The organism is Bacteroidota bacterium (assembly GCA_036522515.1).
Lineage (GTDB): Bacteria > Bacteroidota > Ignavibacteria > UBA10030 > SZUA-254 > VBOC01.
The window spans coordinates 1-18,428 of sequence record DATDFQ010000014.1; the positions used below are offsets into that span (position 1 = coordinate 1).

Genomic DNA, 18,428 nt, shown 5'->3' on the forward strand with positions numbered 1-18,428 from the left:
CGGTTACTTCGTATCCAATATCACCGGCAGCCCGTCTTTGCCCGAGCCGATCACCACCACCTTCGCGTTCGCCGATCCTGCCAGCTTCTCCGTCGCTTCGATCCCCTTCCACCGAAGGAGCTGATCGGTGATGGTCGTGACGACGATCTTCTGGAAATCCGAAATCCCCTGAGCTTCGATCCGTTTCCGGTCCGCCTCCTGGCGTTCCTTCGTCAGGATGAATTCCATCCGCTGGCTCTCCTGTTCCGCCTGCAATTTCGATTCGATCGATTGCGATAGCCCCGCGGGCAAGCCGACCCTGCGCAGCGGCGCGGACTCCACGCTGACTCCCCGCTTCTCGGTCGCGTCCTGGATTTCCTTCAGGATGAGCGACGAGAGGTGCTCCCGCTCCGAGGTGTAGAGCGCCTTCGCTTCGAAGCCGGCGGTGACGCCCCTCGTCACCGACCGGAACTGCGGCTCGACGATGACCGCGGCGTACTCCTCTCCGACAGTCTTATAGACATCGGAGGCCTTCTCGGGGTTCAGATGGTAGAGAATGCTGACCTCAAGCTGGACCGTAAGGCCTTCCTTCGACGGGACATCCATCACTTCCTTCAATTCCTGCGTCTGGATCGACATCTTGATCACGCTGGCGAGCGGGTTCATCCCGTTGATGCCGGCCTTCAGCGTCATGTCCGAGACCGTTCCGAAGAAATTCACCACGCCGACATGCCCGGCCGGGATCGTCGTGAAGCATTCCGAAAGCGCGAGAACGAGAGCTGCGAGGCAGACCACGATTGCGGCATTGGCTGCCGGCTTGTAGGTCAGGTTGTGCTCGACCGCGACTTTTCTGCGGGCGTTTTGCCAGAGGAAAAAGGTGATGATTGCAAGCAGCAGGCTAACGATGAATAACATGTCGATCTCCTTGGACGAAAGTGGGAAGCCCCCCGGGTGAGTTGCTCGATGGCGACGACAATATACGCCTACCCCCGCCGAATGTCAAACACGGGGGAAATCAGGGTGTGTCGCATTTTCATCTCTTGCCGTCATCCCGACATGTTTCAGGTCGGGATCTTTCTAAAAGAGTAGGAAGATGCTGACCAGGAGCATGTCAGCATGACGAGGTGGGGAAACGTTGTTCTCGTTCCCACGCTCTGCGTGGGAACGCAGTCCGCGGCGCTCTGCGCCGCAACGAGGTTGGGACGCGGAGCGTCCCGCCTCCACGCTCCCACGGGGACCGTGGGAGCGAGAAGCAAACTGCAAGCAGCCTTCAGGTTGCGTTCGTTCGATCCGGCAGTCGATAACGGGTCAATGCTTCCCGACGACCGTCGTGAGCCAGATGCTCAGGTCCGGGAAGCAGGTGATCAGCGCCAGGACGGCGAGAAGCAGCGCCAGGAAGGGAAGGACGGCGACATAGATCTGAGGCAGGGTTTTCTTAAACCGGGAGCTGGCAAGGAAAATGTTCAGAGCGAGCGGCGGGATCACATAGCCGATCTCAAGGTTCATCAGGAACATGATCCCGAGGTGGACGGGATCCACCCCGTAGTTTGTCGCAATGGGGATGATGATGGGCACGATGATGATGATCGCCGAATAGATCTCGATCATGGTGATCCCCAGAAGAATGGCGTTGAGAATAAGAAGAAACGCATACTTATTGTTGACGTATTCGTTCATCAGGGCGAAGAGTTTCCCGGGGATTTCCTGGTCGATGAGGTAATTCGTCAAACCCATGGAGGCTCCCAGCATGATCAGGATGGCCCCAACGAGCATCATGCTCTCCCGAATCACCCGGGGAACATCCCGGAACAATGTGAGGTCCTTGCGGATGAACACTTCGACGACGACGGCGTAGATGGCCGTTACGGCCGCGGCTTCCGTGGCGGTGAACGCCCCTCCGTAGATCCCGCCGATGACGAGAACCGGCAGCGGCAGCTCCCAGGCGGCTTCCTTCAGGCCCCGCCAGACGTTCCCGAACGAGAAGGGAATTCGTTCGACCTTCGCGGCGATCCCGACCCGGATGCTGTAGGCGGAGAGAACGAGAAGGAGGAGGATCCCCGGCACGAGCCCTGCGAGAAAGAGCGTGTCGAGATTCACTTTCGCGACCAGGGCGTAGAGAATGATCGGCAGCGAAGGGGGGAATAAGAGCCCGAGACTCCCCGATGTCGTCATGAGGCCGAGCGAAAACTTTTCGGGATATCCGTGCTTGAGGAGCGACGGGTAGAGCAGGCCGCCGAGCGCGATGATCGTCACGCCGGAGGCGCCTGTGAACGCGGTGAACAGGGCGGCGGTGCAGAGCGCGACGACCGCCATCCCGCCCGGCATCCAGCCGAAGAGCGCCTGGACGAAGTTCATCAACCGGGCCGGCGCCTTGCTTTCCGCCAGGATATGCCCGGCGAACGTGAAGAGCGGGATCGCGATGAGAGAGGGGAAATCGGCCAGCCGGGAGAGCTCGACGATCAACGCCGCGATATCGATGCCTGCGGCGTTGAATGCGAGGAGGGCGATGCCCGCGATGATGGTGAAGAGCGGGGCGCCGGCGAGAGAAAGAATGAGGAGGATCGCTCCGATGAGGATCAATTCCACGGCTTACCCCGCCTCCGGCAGTTCACCTGGCGATGTTTCCTCTTCCCCGGCCGGACCGGCGATCGCCCGAAGGAGAAACTGGATCGTCATGAGGTAAAACCCGGCCGGTATGATGACTTCGACGACCAGAACGGGAAGGTCCAGGAAGGTCTTGTTCCCGCTGTCGATGTTCAGCATCGTGATGCCGGCGCCGCCGAGGAAATAGCAGACCACCGAGGCGAAGAGGTTGGAAACGCGCTGGAGCCAGAGCTTTGAACGCGGACTCAGGAACCGGGTAAGAACATCGATTTGAAAGTGTTTATTCTCGCGCGTCGCGAGCACCGCGCCGAGCAAACCAACCCAGATGACGAGGCTGCGGGCGGCAATGTCCCCCCAGGGGATGGCGCCGTTGAAAAAGTAGCGGAGAAACACCTGCAGGACGGCGAGACCCATCATGACTCCAAAGAGTCCGACGAGGGCGATGTCGACCAGTTTCGTCAGGACGATGTCGATGAAACGTAAGGCTTTCATTCCCTGCGCAAGGGGAGTGGTGGAATGGCGGTCATTCGAATTTCCGTGAATATACAAACTCTTTGCCGCATTTGCACGTCGTTCGATGCACCGTAGTGCCTCGGTTTCATCCATTCTCGTCATCCCGACATGTTTCTGGTCGGGATCTTTAAAAGCGTTGGAAGATGCTGACCTAAAGCATGTCAGCATGACGAGGTGGGGAGGTTTGCGGCCTAATTGCGGCACGTCGCTCTCTGCCGTTACCTTGCTTCTCTCTCAACTTCTTGACATATTTGTGAAGAATCGATGGAACCGGAACCGGAACATAGAACGACTCTCGAGCGCGTCGCGGCGGTGTTTCAGACCGGGCGCGCGAACGACAGCCTCCCCGTCAAGGTCGCGATCGGCGTCGTCCTGGTGATCCTGGTCGCGCTGATGTTTCCGCATCCCGAGTCGATCGAGTACAATTACGGCCTCGGCGCGATCTGGGCCGACAAGGATCTGATCGCCCCCTTCTCGTTTCCCATCCTCAAAGACGCCCCGCAATACGAAAAAGAGCGGCTCGAGGCGGCAAGATCCGTTTCGCCTGTCTTCGACCGCCGCGAGGAGGTGAGCCGGAACGAAGTCGATTCGATCCCGGTGATTTTCAGGAATCTGAAGCAGGCTGCGCAGGCCCGCAGCCGGTGGCTCCACTCGCATGCCCGGCAGGACTCCCTCCGGTTCGAGCAGGCCGCCTCCCAGGTCCCCTTCTCGCTCTCCGACACGGAATGGAAGCAGGTGATCCAGTCGGCCGCCGCCGGGGACAAGAAATCCGCTCAACGCTTCGTCGATCTCGAGGGGACCATCTCGAAGGCCCTTGCGGACATCCTCCGTTCCGGGGTCCTTGACCGCGCGAAGGGGAGCCATACTCCAGGATTCGTCTCGATACGCAAGGGGAACAACGAGGACATCGTCCTCAACGACAAGGTGTACGACGCGGGGGAGGCGCTGCGGGCCGTAGCGGAGCAATGCGACCGGGCCGCGGGCGACAAGGTTCTGACTTCGGTCGCGTCGAAGGTCGCGGGCGCCGCCCTCCGCCCCAACCTGGTGTACGACGCCTCCGAAACCAACCGCGAGATCCAGCTTGCGGAGGACAACGTGGCCCGGACCGTGGGTTTCGTGCAGGAGAACGAGCGCGTGATCGGGCGGCACGACCGGATCACCGAAGAGAACAAGCTGAAGCTCGATTCGTACCAGAGGGCGAGGATCGACCGGGGCGCGGAGCTGAGCGATTGGAAGCATACGGTGGGGATCCTCTTCCACGTCATGCTGGTGGTCGGGTTGTACGGGATCTATCTTTTCCTGTTCCGCAAGCGGATCTTCCACGATAACGCGAAGCTGACGCTCGTGGCTCTGCTTCTGTTGATGGAAACCCTCTTCGCGTATGTGACCTCCACCTCCAACCTGCCGGATCCGGCCGACTACCTGATCTTCGTCCCGGCCGCCTCGATGCTGCTCACCATCATCTTCGACTCCCGCGTCGCGTTCTACGGAACCGTGACGATGGCGCTCCTCATCGGAGGGATCAAGGGGAACGACTACGGGATCGCGCTGACGTGCCTTGTCGCCGGCTCGCTCGGCGCGTATACGGTAAGGGATATCCGGAACCGGACGCAGATTTTCCGCTCGCTCATGTTCATCTTCCTCGGGTACTCGCTGACGATCCTCACGCTTTCGTTCGAGCGGAACGAGAGCTTCAACACCGTCCTCACCTCGCTCACCTATGCGATGGCGAACGCCATCTTTTCGCCGGTCCTCACGTACGGCCTCCTGATCTTTTTCGAGAGGGTATTCAAGATCACGACGGACCTGACGCTGCTCGAGTTGTCGGATTTCAACCAGCCGCTCCTGCGCCAGCTCGCCGAGAAAGCGCCCGGCACGTTTCACCACAGCATGCTTCTCGGAAACCTGGCCGAGGCGGGCGCCGAGGCGATCGGCGCGAATTCCATCCTCGCCCGGGTCGGGGCCTACTATCACGACATCGGCAAGATGATCAAGCCCGAATACTTCGTCGAGAACCAGGTCGGGTCGGTGAACCGTCACAACCGTCTGAAGCCGAGAATGAGCGCCCGGATCATCGCGGCGCATGTGAGAGACGGAGTCGAGCTGGGCAGGCAGTACGGCCTGCCGGAGAAAATCGTCGATTTCATTCCGCAGCACCACGGAACCACGCTCATCTCCTACTTCCTCGACAAGGCGATGAACCAGGCGGCAAAAAAAAACGCCAAGGAGAGCGTCGTGGAGGACGACTACCGCTACCCCGGCCCGAAGCCCCAGACGAAGGAGGCGGGCCTGGTCATGCTCGCCGACTCGGTGGAGGCCTCGACCCGCTCCCTGACCGAGATCACGCCGCAATGGCTCGAAGCGTCGATCGAGAGCATGATCAAGCAGCGCTTTGTGGAGGGCCAGCTCGATTATTGCGACCTTACGCTCCGGGATCTGACCCGGATAAAAGAGGCGTTCTTGAAAATCCTCCTGGGGATTCACCACCAGCGGATTCAGTACCCCGATCAACTCCGGACCGCACAGGAACTTTCCGATGCAGGCGTTGCGGAGAAGGATCCGGGGCCCGAAGGCCCGCCTCCCGAAGAGCAGCCGGCCGGGCGGGAGACTGAGCAGCGCCGCCGCGAGCACTTCCGGCGGCATTTGCGCCGGCCCGGTGAGGAGCGCGAGGGGCACGCACCTGCCGTGGCCGACCCCGAAGGAGAAGAACCGGCATCAGGCCCCGAGGAACCCGGCGGGGGGGATGGCGGAGTCCCGCGACCTGCGGAATCGGGCGCCGAAGGAATGAAGGGGGGAGAACCGGCTCAGGGCCGCTCTCCCGAAGTGCCGTCGTGAGAGAACATCTCCGCTCATACGTGCACTATCTGACGCTTGAGAAGAATGCCGCCGCGAATACCATCGCCTCCTACTCTTCGGACCTCACGCGATATCTCGACTACCTCGAAGGGACCGGTGTGAGAGAGATCGGTAAGGTGAGCGATCGCGAGGTGACGGCCTACGTGGCGATGCTCGGCAGGATGGGCCTCTCTCCCCGGAGCGTTTCGCGGAGCCTGTCGGCCATCAAAATGTTCCACAAGTTCCTTATCGGGGAGCAACTCACGCAGCGCGACCCCGCCCGGCTGGTGGAATCCCCGAAACTTCCGAAGAAGCTCCCGGATGTTCTCAACCCGGACGAAGTGGACGAGATCCTGAAACAGCCCGACACCGCAAGCGACCTCGGCCTTCGCGACCGGGCGATCCTCGAGACGATGTACGCCACGGGCATGCGGGTCTCGGAACTGATCGGTTTGAAGCGATCGTCCGTGGATGAACGTGAGGGATTCGTGCGAGTGTTCGGAAAGGGGTCCAAGGAGAGGATCGTTCCGATCGGACGCTCGGCGTTGAAATGGCTTCGCCGGTACCTTCTGAAGGTCCGGGTACGCCTGGCGCGGGACGGGAACGGCCAGGAGACCCTGTTTCTCAACGCGAGGGGCAAGCCGATGTCCCGCATGTCTGTCTGGAATATCGTGCGGGCCAGCTCCACCCGGTCGGGGTTGGAAAAAGAGGTCCACCCGCACACCCTCAGGCATTCCTTCGCGACCCACCTCCTCGAGGGGGGCGCCGACCTGAGGGCGGTCCAGGAAATGCTCGGTCATTCGGACATCGCGACGACCCAGATCTACACCCACATCGACCGGGAGTATCTCAAGGAAGTTCACAGAACTTTTCACCCACGCGGGTAATCATTATGGAAACCATGCAAGCCGACAGGCAACGCGCACTGACGATCTCCGACCTCCGCAACGAAGTGGTCGGATTGGATGTAAAAATTCCCCTGCTCGACGGCTCCGAGCGTCGCTACATCTTTCTCGACAACGCCGCGAGCACCCCGACGTTCCGCTCGGTCCTCCGCTGCATCGAGGAGTTCATGCCCTGGTATTCGGGCGTCCACAGAGGGATCGGATACAAGGCGGTCGTCGCGACGAACGTCTACGTGGAGGCCCATCGCATCGCGGGCGAATTCGTCGGCGCAGACCTTGCGACGAACGTCGTCCTCTTTTCGAAGAACACCACCGAATCGATCAACACGCTCGCCCGGCGGTTCTCCCTCGGGCCCGACGATCTGGTGGTCACGACCATGATGGAACATCATTCGAACGATCTCCCGTGGAGGAGGCACGGACGCATCGCCCACGCGGGAGTCGGGCCGGACGGCGGGATCGACCTGCCGGCTCTCCGGAAGCTCATCGCGGAGAACAAGGGCCGCGTGAAGCTGGTCGCAGTCAGCGGGGCCTCGAACGTGACCGGCATCTGTAATCCGATCCATGAAATCGCCGAGTGGGCGCACGCGGCCGGCGCGAAGATCTTCGTCGACGCGGCCCAGCTGGCCCCGCACCGCGCGATCGACATCCTCCCCGACGCGCATCCGGGGCATATCGACTTCATCGCCTACTCGGCGCACAAGATTTATGCTCCGTTCGGCATCGGCGTGCTCGTCGGCCCGCTCGAATTTTTCGAAGCGGGGGCGCCGGACCAGGTGGGCGGCGGGACGGTTTCATATGTCGGTGTGGAGGACGTGGAGTGGGGCGCTCCGCCCCACAAGGACGAGGCCGGGAGCCCGAACGTGGTGGGGGCCGTGGCGCTCGCGGAAGCCCTCTCCATGCTCCGCTCGGTCGGGATGGACGCCATCGCGGCGAGGGAACACGCGCTTCTCGACTACGCGTTCTCCCGGATCAAGCGGCTTCCCAGGGTCCGAATCTACGGGCCGGCGGAGGCGTCGGCGAACAAAGTCGGCGTCATCCCCTTCAATGTCGAAGGGATCGACCATGCCCTTGTGGCGACGATCCTGAGCGTCGAAGGGGGCATCGGAGTCAGGAACGGGAATTTCTGCGCGCAGCCCTACATGAGGACGCTCCTGAACGTTTCTTCGGAAGAAGAAAAATCGAAGCGGGCGGCGCGGTGCGACAACCCGATCCTCCCCGGAATGGCGAGGGCAAGCTTCGGTTGTTACAACAACGAGGAGGATGTCGATATCTTCGTCGAGTCGCTGGAGCGGATCGTCCGGAACGAGCAGCGCGGGTCCTATTCCGTCGACCCCCTGACCGGAATGTATGTGGAGCGGAACTACAGGATCGACCACTCCCGGTTTTTCCGGCAAGAGGGCGCCTCACAACTGTTCGCCACACCCGAAGGGGTTTCATGACGGCGCCGGCCGGACGCTTCCCCGGCGGTGAACCCCGGTGACGGAGCAACTCTATATCCTCCCGATTCTTCTCTTTTCCGTCGTGATCCATGAAATCTCCCACGGATGGATGGCCCTCAGGCTCGGCGACACGACGGCGCGCGATCTCGGGCGCTTGACGCTGAATCCCATTCCGCACATCGACCCGGTAGGATCGGTGCTCGTTCCGCTTTTTTCGCTGGTCGCGACCGGGCGCGTTTTCATCGCTTGGGCGAAGCCGGTTCCCGTCAACCCGCTCAATTTTTCGGACATGCGGCGCGACGACATACTCGTCTCCGTCGTGGGTCCCGTTTCGAATTTTATCCTCTCCTTCATTTGCACGGTCATCTACATCGTGCTTCAGAAACTTTCGCAGTTCGTGCCCGAATCCAGCCCGATCGCCGCCGATGCGGCGGTCTTTCTCCTGAAGATGTTCTACGGCGGGATCGTCCTGAACATCGTCTTGGGCGTTTTCAACATGATCCCCATACCGCCGCTCGACGGGTCGCATGTGGTGGCGTCGCTGCTCCCCGAGGAGATGAGCGTGCGTTACCGGAGCGTCGGTTTCTTCGGGATCTTCTTCATCCTGATCCTGATGCGGTGGCATCCCTTCGCGCTCCTCTTCAGCCAGGTGATCGGCGCGCTTTCATACCCGTTCTTCCTGATGATTCAGGTTTTCCAATGATCTTCGCGCTCCGCCCCGCCCCGAGTACACCAGCGGTCCTGAACCCATGATTGTCATGAAGTTCGGCGGGACCTCCGTCGAGGACGCCACCGCCATGCGAAGGGTGATCCGGATCATCCGGGGGGAGCTCGGGCGCGCCCCGCTGGTTGTGGTCTCCGCCTGTTCCGGCGTGACCAACGACCTTCTCGCCGCCGCCCACGCGGTGAGGGACCGGGACGAAAAGGGGGCCCTCTCGATTCTCGATGCGGTCAGGGAGCGGCACGCCTGCATGATCCGTGAACTGACCGGGGCCGGCGGAGAGGCAAAAGCCGCCGGATCCGCGCGAGCCGATCAACTCGATATCGCGATCGGGGAGATCTTCGAAGAGCTCCGGAACATGGTCCATGGCGTCTATCTGCTGGGCGAATTGACGGACCGGTCGGTCGACGCGATGACCGGATGCGGGGAACGGCTCTCGTCCCTCATTCTTCACGCCGCGGCCGCGGAGGAGGGTCTTGCGACCGCCCTGGTCGACGCGCGGCAGGTGATGGCGACCGACAGGAACTATTCTTCTGCGCAACCCCGGCTCGAACAGGTGGAGCTTCGGGCGAGAGAGCTGCTTCTCCCGCTGCTCCGTCCCGGGACGGCGGTCATCACGCAGGGCTTCATCGGGGCGGCTGACGACGGCACCCCCACCACAATCGGAAGAGGAGGGTCGGACCTGAGCGCCGCCATCTTCGGGTCGGTGCTCGGCGTCGAGGAGATCCAGATCTGGACGGACGTCGACGGCATGATGACCGCGGACCCCTCCGTCATTCCGGAATCGCGCCCGATCAGCCTGATGAGTTTCGACGAGGCGTCGGAGCTCGCCTATTTCGGGGCGAAAGTGCTCCACCCGCGGACGATTCTTCCGGCCGTCCGGGAGAACATTCCCGTGAGGGTGTTGAATTCGCGCCGCCCGGAGTTTCCCGGGACGATGATCGTGCGGGATGTGCCCGAAGAGGATCGGAACCGGGACGGCAGGGAAGTGATCAAGTCGATCGCGTGCAAGAGGGGGATCGTCGTCATCAATGTCGGCTCCTCCCGGATGCTCATGGCCCACGGGTTCCTCGCACGGCTCTTCTCGATCTTCGCCGATCACGAGAAGAGCGTCGACGTGGTCGCGACCTCCGAGGTGAGCGTCTCGCTCACCGTCGATAGTGAAGAGTCCCTTCCGGAGATCACGAAAGAGCTGGAACAAATAGGGGAAACCCGGATTTCGAGGAACAAGGCCATCATCTGCGTCGTCGGAGAGGGGATGAAACACACTCCCGGGATCGGCGCGAGAATCTTCGGAGCGCTCGCGAGGGCCCGTGTGAACATTGAAATGGTTTCCGAGGGCGCCTCGGAGATCAACCTGACGCTGGTGGTCGACGAACGGGACGTGAACAGGACGGTCAGGGTCCTCCACGACGAATTTTTTCCGCCCGACGCATTGTCATCCTGAGCGAAGCGAAGGATCCCAGACTGCGTGAGGAGACGGTATCCGCGACCTTCCGGTCGCGGACCGCAGCCTAAAGGCTGCGGCTACCAAATGATGACGGTAGAGGTATAGGTAGCCGCAAGCTTCAGGTTGCGGACTGAGCGAAGCGAAGGGTTTTGGATCCCGTTGATTGAACGTTATCGGAGAGTAATTGGAACAATTTCGATATAAGGACGACCGGTTGTGGTGCGAGGAGACGGACCTCGGCGATGTCGCGCGCCGGTTCGGCACCCCCGCCTATGTCTACAGCAGGCAATCCGTCATCGACCACTGCCGGTGGATCGAGAGCGCGTTCGGAGGGACCGACCACCTGTCGTGCTACGCCCTCAAGGCGAACGCGAGCCCGGAGATCCTGAGCGTCCTCGCGGCTGAGGGGATCGGCGCGGACGTCGGATCGATCGGCGAGTTGCGCCTCGCCCTCGACGCCGGTTTTCCGCCGGGTTCGGTCACCTTCAGCGGGGTCGGGAAACGCGACGACGAGATCGCCGCCGCGCTCGAGCGGGACATTCTCGCCCTCAACGTGGAGTCGGAAGAAGAGATCGGTGTCGTGAACGGCATCGCGAACCGTCTCGGGAAGCGGGCCCGCATTTTCCTTCGCGTGAATCTCGACATCGCCTCCGACACCCACCCGTATATCACGACCGGCCGGAAGCACAACAAGTTCGGCGTCGAATCGTCGCGCGCGGAGGAGATACTCCGGTCGGCCATGGCGCTTCCGGCCGTGGAGATCCTCGGGATCCACAGCCATATCGGATCGCAGATCACGAAAGGGGAGACCTTCGCCGCCGCGGCGCGGGCGATCGTCGATCTGATCGCGCGGCTCCGGGCGAGCGGCATCGGCGTCACCCAGCTGAATTTCGGCGGGGGGTTCGGCGTCCAGTACCGGGACTATGTGATCCACCCCCGGATCCCTTCGGAACGCGAGAACCCCGAGGCCGATCTCTCGACGGTCAACATGCTGAAACATATCCTTCCGGTCCTTCGGGAGGCGGGGTGCAGGATTCTCATCCAGCCCGGGCGCTCGATCGTCGCCCACGCTGGTGTTTTGATCACAAAAGTGCTATATAGAAAGGTGAGCAGCGGGAAAACATTCGTGATTGTGGACGCTGGAATGAACGATTTGATCCGCCCCAGCCTCTATCAATCGTACCACCAGATCGTCCCGCTTGTCGTCCGGGACGTGAAGCAGGAGCTGGTCGATGTAGTGGGGCCGTTGTGCGAGAGCGGGGATTTTTTTGCCCTGGACCGGGCGCTCCCTTCGGTGGAACGAGGCGAGCACCTGGCGGTGTTATGTACTGGTGCGTACGGATATGTCTTGTCGTCAAATTACAACGGCCGACCCAAGCCGCCAGAAATCATGGTTGACGGGAGCCGGTGCACATTAATTTCGGGACCGGGAACGAACGCATGAAACCTATCAATGTCGCCGTCGTCGGGGCGTCAGGGCTCGTCGGCAGGAAAATGCTCGACGTGCTGGAGGAACGGAGATTCCCCGTGGCGAAGCTTCGCCTGCTCGCCTCCGCCCGGTCAGCGGGCCGCATGCTGAAATACGGCGGGAAGGATCATCCGGTCGAGGAACTCACCCCCGCGAGTTTCGAGGGAGTCAAGGTGGCCTTCTTTTCCGCGGGCGCGTCCGTGAGCAGGGAGTTTGCCCCTTTCGCCGTCCGGTCGGGAGCACTGGTGATCGACAATAGCAGCGAGTTCCGGATGAACGATGATGTCCCCCTTGTCGTCCCCGAGGTGAATCCTCATGACATCGGGAACCACAAAGGGATCATCGCAAACCCCAATTGCTCCACTATTCAGATGGTGGTCGCCCTGAAGCCGCTGCACGAACGGTGGAAGATCCGGCGCCTGGTGATCGCCACGTATCAATCGGTAACTGGCGCCGGGAAAAAGGCCGTGAGCCAGCTCGACTCGGAGATCGCAAAGGAGATGAGCCCGGAACGGAAGTTTCCCCATCCGATCGCCTATAACGTCCTGCCGCAGATCGACATTTTCTTCGACGACGGGTATTCCCGGGAGGAGCACAAGCTGGTGAACGAGACGAGAAAGATTCTCGGGGATCAGTCGATCCGAATCACCGCGACCTGCGTCCGGGTGCCGGTGGTGGGAGGCCACAGCGAGGCGGTCAACGTCGAGTTTGAGAAGCCCTTCGATGTCGCCGAGGTGAGGCGGGTCCTCTCCGCGACCCCGGGAATCTGCGTGCAGGACGATGTCTCGAAGAGCGTCTACCCGATGCCGATCTGGTCGCATGAGAAGGACGAAGTGTTTGTGGGCCGAATCCGCGTCGACGACAGCATACCGAACGGCCTGAACCTCTGGATCGTCTCGGATAACCTCCGCAAGGGCGCCGCGACGAACGCGGTTCAGATTGCCGAGGCCTGGATGGCGCAGGGCCTCTCGGATTGACGCTAATTAAAAACCCGCAGCCTGAAGGCTGCGGCTACCGAATCGGCTGAAGACCCGGTAGCCGCAAGCTTTAGCTTGCGCCGATGTCGAACGCAGCCTGAAGGCTGCGGCTACCAAACGAAAACCAATACAAACAACAAATAATAGGAGATCCATCCATGAAACAGATCATTGCTGCCCTGTTCTTCCTCTCCGCGATCGCCTTCTCGGCCGATCCGAAGAGCCTGAAGATCGGGGAGGACGTTCCCTCGTTTACGCTGAAGAATTATGACGGAAAGGAATACAGCCTTCCCAAAATCCTCAAGCAAAACAAACTCGCAGTGCTCATGTTCATGTCCACCGAGTGCCCGGTCTCGAACGGGTACAACGACCGGATGGAGCAGCTCTATGAGGAGTACAGCAAACAGGGAGTCGCTGTCATCGGGATCAACGCGAACAAGGAGGAGGACATGGCCTCGATCGCGGCGCATGCCAAAAAGCACGGGTTCAAGTTTCCGATCCTGAAGGACGAGCGGAATAAAGTGGCCGACCTCTACCGCGCCCAGGTGACGCCGGAGACATACGTGATGGCCCCGTCCGGCAAGCTGGTCTATCATGGCCGGATCGACGACAGCCAGAAAGCGGAGAAGGTGAAGTCCCATGATCTCGCGGACGCGTTGACGAAGCTTCTGGCCGGGAAAGAACCCGCCATCGCGCAGTCAAAGGCATTCGGCTGCTCGATCAAGCGAATCGTGACCGACTAGGATGCGCCGCGCGCTTGCGTGCTGCCTTTCGATAGGATTCTTGTTCTGGGGGGCCTGCGGGACATCGCTTGCGCAGGTCCCGGTTAAGAAATCGTCAGCCCGTCCCGGTTCGGGCCTGAGCACGCTGCCCGTCGTCGAGAAAGTCGGGCTGGCAACCCTGAAGAGAATTCTTGCCGCGGATTCCGGAAATGTCGTGCTCCTGAACGCGTGGGCAAGCTGGTGCAAGCCCTGCGCCGAGGAGATGCCCGGCCTGTTGAAAATCCACCGGTCTGCCCGGGGGAAACCCCTCCGTCTGATCCTCCTCTCCACCGACGACTCCGACGATCTCGAAACGAAGGTGCGCCCCGCGCTCAAGAAGTTCGGCGTGGACTTTACGACCTACATCATGAGCGACAGCAGCGAGGACGCCTTCATTTCGGGATTGAGCGACGAGTGGTCCGGCGCGCTTCCCGCGACGTTCTTTTACGACCGGCAGGGCAATCTCGCCGAGATGAAAGTCGGCGAGCGGACCTACAGCCAATTTAAAGAGGCGGTGGATCGATTGCTCGGGAGGTAATTGCAAATAAGCGGTGCAAGTGTTATAATAGTAAAGCGATCCTGTCATCCTGCGCGGCTGACGGGATTTTTTTCATTATTCAGAGCCTATGAAGAAGCCCTTTCGTGAGAGAATCCTGGACGGACCCATCGTCGGCGACGGCGCGATGGGGACCCTGCTCGATCTCCACGGGCTGGAAGAGCTTCCCCACGAAATCCAAAATATAAAAAACCCCGGCGTTGTCGAGCAGATACACCGCGAGTATATCGAGGCCGGATCCGAGATCATCGAAACGAACACCTTCTCGGCAAACAGGCTCCGCCTTTCCCAGTTTCACCTCCAGGATCAGCTACGCGAGATCAACCTCCGGGGCGTCGAGATCGCCCGCCGGGCCGCGGGGGACAACGTCTACGTGGCCGGATCGGTCGGCCCGACCGGCATGCTTCTCGAGCCGATCGGCAAAATCAAGAGGGAGCAGGCGAGGGACTCGTTCAGGGAGCAGATCGAGCTCCTCGCGGGAGCGGGCGTCGACCTAATCATGCTCGAAACGTTCGTCAGCGTGCAGGAGCTCGACGAGGCGCTCGCAGTCTCCAAGGAACTGACGGATCTTCCGGTCGTCGCCCAAAAGGCGTTCGCCGAAGACGGAGCCATCCTGAGCGGTTCCTTTCCGATCGACGTCATCAACCACCTGATCGAGCAGGGCGCCGACGTGGTGGGCGCGAACTGCACCGTCGGCCCGCAGCGGATGTTTACGATCATCCGGAACGTCCACAAGGACGGAGTGATCCTTTCCGCCCAGCCCGCCGCGGGGATACCCACGCTGTTGAACGGACGGTCGATCTATCATACGACCCCGGAGTATCTGGCCGCTTACGCCAAGGAGCTCGTCGAGTCGGGCGTAACCCTCGTCGGAGCATGCTGCGGATCGACCCCGGAGCATATTCGTGCGATGGCGACGGCAGTCAAGGGAATGAAGGTGGGGAGACCCGCCCCGAAGGGTCCGCCGGGGGTGAAGGCGACTGTCCGCTCTGAGCCCGAGCCAAGGTACTACGTCGAGACCTCCCGCTGGTCGAAATTTTCCCGCAATGTCGGAAAGAAATTCATGACCACCGTCGAGCTCGACATCCCGCGCGGGCTGGACATGGCTTCGGTCTATGAAGCCGCGCAGTTTTGTTACGAGCGGAAGGTGGACGCAGTCAACATCACCGAAGGCGCGCGCGCAAGGCTCCGGATGAGCTCGATCGCGATCTCGTCCCAGATTCAGCAACGGGTCGGGATCGAGGCGATGTGCCATCGCGCGACCCGCGATCACAACCTGATCGGGCTTCAGTCGGAGCTGCTCGGCGCCCACGCGCTCGGCATCAGGAACATCCTTTGCATCACCGGCGATCCCGCCGGCATCGGAGACTACCCCCAGGCGTCGTCGGTGCACGACGTCGACGCAGTCGGATTGATCCGGGCGGTCCGGTCGATGAACAACGGAACGGACGTCATGGGGAACTCCATCGGCCAGCCGACCTCGTTCTACATCGCATGCGCCGCCAACCCGAGCGCGGACGATCTCGACCAGGAGATCGACAAGCTGGAACGAAAGATCGAAGCGGGCGCTGATATCTTCTTCACCCAACCCCTCTTCGAAATGAAAACTCTTGAAGTCTTCCTGAAGCGCGTCGCTCACCTCAGGACCCCGGTCATGCTCGGCATCATCCCCCTGCGGGGCCATAAGCACGCCGACTTTCTCCACAACGAGGTTCCGGGAATGCGGATCCCCGACAAGATACGGGAGGCGATGCGAACCGCGGGGCCGGATGGCCCGAAAGTCGGAGTGAAGCTTTCGATGGATTTTATCAGGGAGGCGAAACCGTGCGTCGCGGGGGTCTACATGATGCCGCCGTTCCAGAAGTACCACATCGTCGACGACCTTCTCAGCGCGATGTGAGCGGCTCTCCCATGAACCCCGACAAAGCCAGAACCGAGCTCGTCGACATCTGCCACCGCCTCGCGGCGCGCGGGTTCGTCACCGCGACCGACGGGAACGTGAGCGCGCGGCTCGCGAACGGAAACTTTCTCACCACGCGGACCTCGGTGAACAAGGGAATGGTGACACCGGAGGATATCGTCGAGGTCGGCCCCGACGGAATCCCCGTCGGCGCGGGCGCCCGGCCTTCGACCGAATTGGGGATGCACTTGTTCATCTACCGCCGCAGGCCCGATGTGAACGCGGTCGTCCATGCTCATCCGACCTACGCGACGGGGTTTGCCGTCGCCCGGGAGCCCCTCACCGGCTGCATCTTTCCCGAGGTGATCGTCGGGCTGGGAGCGGTTCCGCTCGCGGAGTATGCGACTCCTTCGACCCCGGAAGTTGCGGGATCCCTGGAGCCATACGTGGAAACCGCCGATGCGATCCTCCTCTCGAATCATGGGGTGGTGGCCTACGGAAAGGAACCGTACGACGCCTACTATAAAATGGAAAAGGTGGAGCATGCCGCCCATATCACCTTCGTGGCGCGCATGCTCGGGGGCGAAAAGATCCTCTCGGCCCGGGATGTGGAGAAGCTCCGTGCGATCAGCCAGCAGTCGTACGGACTCAACCCTTCGGGCAAGCCCGCATGCGAGCCGGGCGACAATCCGGCCGCGGACATTCCCTCATTCCCCGACAAGGAAATACGCGATGCCGTCAGGGAAATGATCCATAGAAAAGGCGGATAGGACGGGTATGGCGCCCAAACTCAGAGTCGGGGTGATCTTCGGGGGGCGATCGGCAGAGCACGAGGTCTCTCTCGTCTCGGCCGCCTCGGTGATCAACGCCCTCGACAAGACGAAGTATGAAATCGTCCCGATCGGGATCTCCCCCGAGGGCCGGTGGCTTAGTTCTCCGGATGCCGTCCGGCTCCTGAAGGAAAGAGGGCGGCTGGAGGATCAACCCGAAAAGATACTCCTGCCCGATCCGGCGGAGAAGGGGCTGGTGGAGCTCGGCGGCGCGCACGGCCAGAGGGGCGGATACCCGCTCGATGTCATCTTCCCCACGCTTCACGGGACATTCGGCGAGGACGGAACGGTTCAGGGCTTGTTCGAGCTTGCAGGGATTCCGTATGTCGGGGCGGGCGTCCTCGGCTCCGCCGCGGGGATGGACAAAGTCGTCACCAAACAACTCTGCGAGCACGAACGGATCCCCGTTTCGCCCTATCTCTGGTTCCTCGACGGCGAATACCGGGCGGGAGCGAAAAAGATCGTTTCGCTCATCGAGAAGAAACTGAAATACCCCTGCTTCGTGAAACCGGCTAATTCCGGGTCGAGCGTCGGCATCTCGAAAGCCCACAACCGGAAGGAACTCCTCCCGGCGATCGAGCTCGCGGCGCAATACGACCGGAAGATTCTCGTCGAGAAAAGCATCGAAAACGCACGCGAAATCGAATTGAGCGTTCTCGGGAACGACGATCCGGAGGCCTCCGTGCCGGGAGAGATTCTTTCATCCAACGAGTTTTACGACTACGACGCGAAGTACGTCGACGGGAAGTCGGAGGCCGTGATTCCGGCCCGCCTCCCGGCGAACGTGGCGAACAAGCTGAAGGAGCTCGCAATCCGGGGATTCAAGGCGATCGATTGCGCCGGGATGGCCCGCGTCGACTTTCTGGTCGTCAGGAGGACAAACCGGATCTTCTTCAACGAGATCAATACGATTCCGGGTTTTACGTCGATCAGCATGTATCCGAAGCTCTGGGAGGCGTCGGGCCTCTCCTATCCCCGGCTCCTCGACCGGCTCATCGAGCTCGCGCTGGAGCGTTTCCGGGTGCGGGCCTCGCTCAGGACGAAGTTCGAGCCGAAATCCCATTGGTACAAGGGTTCCTGAACGTCGTTTGGCAATTCACCCAAAATCTCGTACATTATCGCCGATGGACGACCAGTATTACCGTAAGACGCCTTCGAGGAATGTCGTGGCGGCACGCCTCAAGGCGATCATTCGCCACAAGCGCACCCTCCTCGCGGCCCTCATCGTGGTTCCCGTCGTTTCTTTCGCGACATTCAGCAATAAAGGGATTCTGAAGCGCCTCAGCCTCGAGGGGGATAAGAGCGCGATGCAGGCGAAAGTCCAGGCTGCTTCCCAGGAACAACGCCGGTTGCAGGACCTCTCGAAATCGCTCGAGAACGACCCGAAGGCCATCGAAAAGGTCGCGCGCGAAAAGTATGGTATGGTGAGGGACGGCGAAACGGTCTACAAGGTGAAAAAGGAGAAATAAGATTTGTCGTCCGGCAGA

The 18,428-nt window shown here is 61.2% G+C and carries 16 protein-coding genes; 13 read left to right on the forward strand and 3 right to left on the reverse strand.

The genetic code is table 11. From position 1 onward, the window contains the following. Window positions 1-3 precede the first annotated feature (3 nt). The 3 genes from VI215_01375 to VI215_01385 all read right to left on the reverse strand — a co-directional run bounded on the left by VI215_01375 (window position 4) and on the right by VI215_01385 (window position 3,075). Complete coding sequence (locus tag VI215_01375) at window positions 4-894, reverse strand: prohibitin family protein (protein HEY6190957.1); 891 nt, start codon at window positions 892-894, stop codon at window positions 4-6. Between the two features lie 393 nt (window positions 895-1,287). Further along, window positions 1,288-2,565 carry a TRAP transporter large permease subunit gene (locus tag VI215_01380; protein HEY6190958.1) on the reverse strand — a complete coding sequence of 426 codons (1,278 nt, stop codon included), beginning with the start codon at window positions 2,563-2,565 and terminating at the stop codon, window positions 1,288-1,290. A gap of 3 nt (window positions 2,566-2,568) precedes the next feature. Beyond that, a complete protein-coding gene (locus tag VI215_01385) occupies window positions 2,569-3,075 on the reverse strand; it encodes a TRAP transporter small permease (protein ID HEY6190959.1) in 507 nt (168 codons plus the stop codon). Window positions 3,076-3,360: 285 nt separating this feature from the next. Between VI215_01385 and VI215_01390 the strand changes: the two genes are divergently transcribed. The 13 genes from VI215_01390 to VI215_01450 all read left to right on the forward strand — a co-directional run bounded on the left by VI215_01390 (window position 3,361) and on the right by VI215_01450 (window position 18,410). Then, entirely contained in the window at window positions 3,361-5,931 is a 2,571-nt protein-coding gene (locus VI215_01390; GenBank protein ID HEY6190960.1) for an HDIG domain-containing metalloprotein, read from the forward strand. After that, window positions 5,928-6,818 carry a site-specific tyrosine recombinase XerD gene (gene xerD, locus VI215_01395; GenBank protein HEY6190961.1) on the forward strand — a complete coding sequence of 297 codons (891 nt, stop codon included), beginning with the start codon at window positions 5,928-5,930 and terminating at the stop codon, window positions 6,816-6,818. Before VI215_01390 ends, xerD begins: the two co-directional genes overlap by 4 nt. Before the next feature lie 5 nt (window positions 6,819-6,823). Further along, window positions 6,824-8,278, forward strand: a complete 1,455-nt coding sequence (locus tag VI215_01400; protein HEY6190962.1) for an aminotransferase class V-fold PLP-dependent enzyme — start codon at window positions 6,824-6,826, stop codon at window positions 8,276-8,278. 37 nt (window positions 8,279-8,315) lie between these two features. Then, window positions 8,316-8,981: a site-2 protease family protein gene (locus tag VI215_01405; protein ID HEY6190963.1), complete on the forward strand. Its 666-nt coding sequence runs from the start codon at window positions 8,316-8,318 to the stop codon at window positions 8,979-8,981. A 46-nt stretch (window positions 8,982-9,027) separates the two neighbouring features. Then, on the forward strand, window positions 9,028-10,446 hold the full coding sequence (gene lysC, locus VI215_01410; GenBank protein ID HEY6190964.1) for a lysine-sensitive aspartokinase 3: 1,419 nt from the start codon (window positions 9,028-9,030) through the stop codon (window positions 10,444-10,446). A 187-nt stretch (window positions 10,447-10,633) separates the two neighbouring features. Further along, window positions 10,634-11,893: a diaminopimelate decarboxylase gene (lysA, locus tag VI215_01415; GenBank protein ID HEY6190965.1), complete on the forward strand. Its 1,260-nt coding sequence runs from the start codon at window positions 10,634-10,636 to the stop codon at window positions 11,891-11,893. Then, complete coding sequence (locus VI215_01420) at window positions 11,890-12,894, forward strand: aspartate-semialdehyde dehydrogenase (protein HEY6190966.1); 1,005 nt, start codon at window positions 11,890-11,892, stop codon at window positions 12,892-12,894. The genes lysA and VI215_01420 overlap by 4 nt, the downstream gene beginning before the upstream one ends. A gap of 158 nt (window positions 12,895-13,052) precedes the next feature. Further along, the gene (locus tag VI215_01425; protein HEY6190967.1) at window positions 13,053-13,637 is read left to right on the forward strand and encodes a thioredoxin family protein; all 585 of its coding nucleotides are present in this window, start codon (window positions 13,053-13,055) and stop codon (window positions 13,635-13,637) included. 40 nt (window positions 13,638-13,677) lie between these two features. Continuing rightward, window positions 13,678-14,193 carry a TlpA disulfide reductase family protein gene (locus VI215_01430; protein HEY6190968.1) on the forward strand — a complete coding sequence of 172 codons (516 nt, stop codon included), beginning with the start codon at window positions 13,678-13,680 and terminating at the stop codon, window positions 14,191-14,193. 88 nt (window positions 14,194-14,281) lie between these two features. Then, window positions 14,282-16,111, forward strand: coding sequence for a bifunctional homocysteine S-methyltransferase/methylenetetrahydrofolate reductase (locus VI215_01435; protein HEY6190969.1), 1,830 nt, complete (start codon window positions 14,282-14,284; stop codon window positions 16,109-16,111). Window positions 16,112-16,122: 11 nt separating this feature from the next. Continuing rightward, window positions 16,123-16,881, forward strand: a complete 759-nt coding sequence (locus VI215_01440) for a class II aldolase/adducin family protein (protein ID HEY6190970.1) — start codon at window positions 16,123-16,125, stop codon at window positions 16,879-16,881. Window positions 16,882-16,888: 7 nt separating this feature from the next. Next, complete coding sequence (locus VI215_01445; protein HEY6190971.1) at window positions 16,889-18,022, forward strand: D-alanine--D-alanine ligase family protein; 1,134 nt, start codon at window positions 16,889-16,891, stop codon at window positions 18,020-18,022. A 7-nt stretch (window positions 18,023-18,029) separates the two neighbouring features. Then, entirely contained in the window at window positions 18,030-18,410 is a 381-nt protein-coding gene (locus VI215_01450; protein HEY6190972.1) for a septum formation initiator family protein, read from the forward strand. Window positions 18,411-18,428 lie beyond the last annotated feature (18 nt).

Excerpts from the sequence above, each read along its gene's own strand:
- VI215_01440 (HEY6190970.1), top strand. The coding sequence starts at position 16,123 with ATGAACCCCGACAAAGCCAGAACCGAGCTCGTCGACATCTGCCACCGC.
- VI215_01375 (HEY6190957.1), bottom strand. The coding sequence starts at position 894 with ATGTTATTCATCGTTAGCCTGCTGCTTGCAATCATCACCTTTTTCCTC.
- VI215_01385 (HEY6190959.1), bottom strand. The coding sequence starts at position 3,075 with ATGAAAGCCTTACGTTTCATCGACATCGTCCTGACGAAACTGGTCGAC.
- lysC (HEY6190964.1), top strand. The coding sequence starts at position 9,028 with ATGATTGTCATGAAGTTCGGCGGGACCTCCGTCGAGGACGCCACCGCC.
- VI215_01420 (HEY6190966.1), top strand. The coding sequence starts at position 11,890 with ATGAAACCTATCAATGTCGCCGTCGTCGGGGCGTCAGGGCTCGTCGGC.
- VI215_01435 (HEY6190969.1), top strand. The coding sequence starts at position 14,282 with ATGAAGAAGCCCTTTCGTGAGAGAATCCTGGACGGACCCATCGTCGGC.
- VI215_01400 (HEY6190962.1), top strand. The coding sequence starts at position 6,824 with ATGGAAACCATGCAAGCCGACAGGCAACGCGCACTGACGATCTCCGAC.
- VI215_01390 (HEY6190960.1), top strand. The coding sequence starts at position 3,361 with ATGGAACCGGAACCGGAACATAGAACGACTCTCGAGCGCGTCGCGGCG.
- VI215_01445 (HEY6190971.1), top strand. The coding sequence starts at position 16,889 with ATGGCGCCCAAACTCAGAGTCGGGGTGATCTTCGGGGGGCGATCGGCA.
- VI215_01425 (HEY6190967.1), top strand. The coding sequence starts at position 13,053 with ATGAAACAGATCATTGCTGCCCTGTTCTTCCTCTCCGCGATCGCCTTC.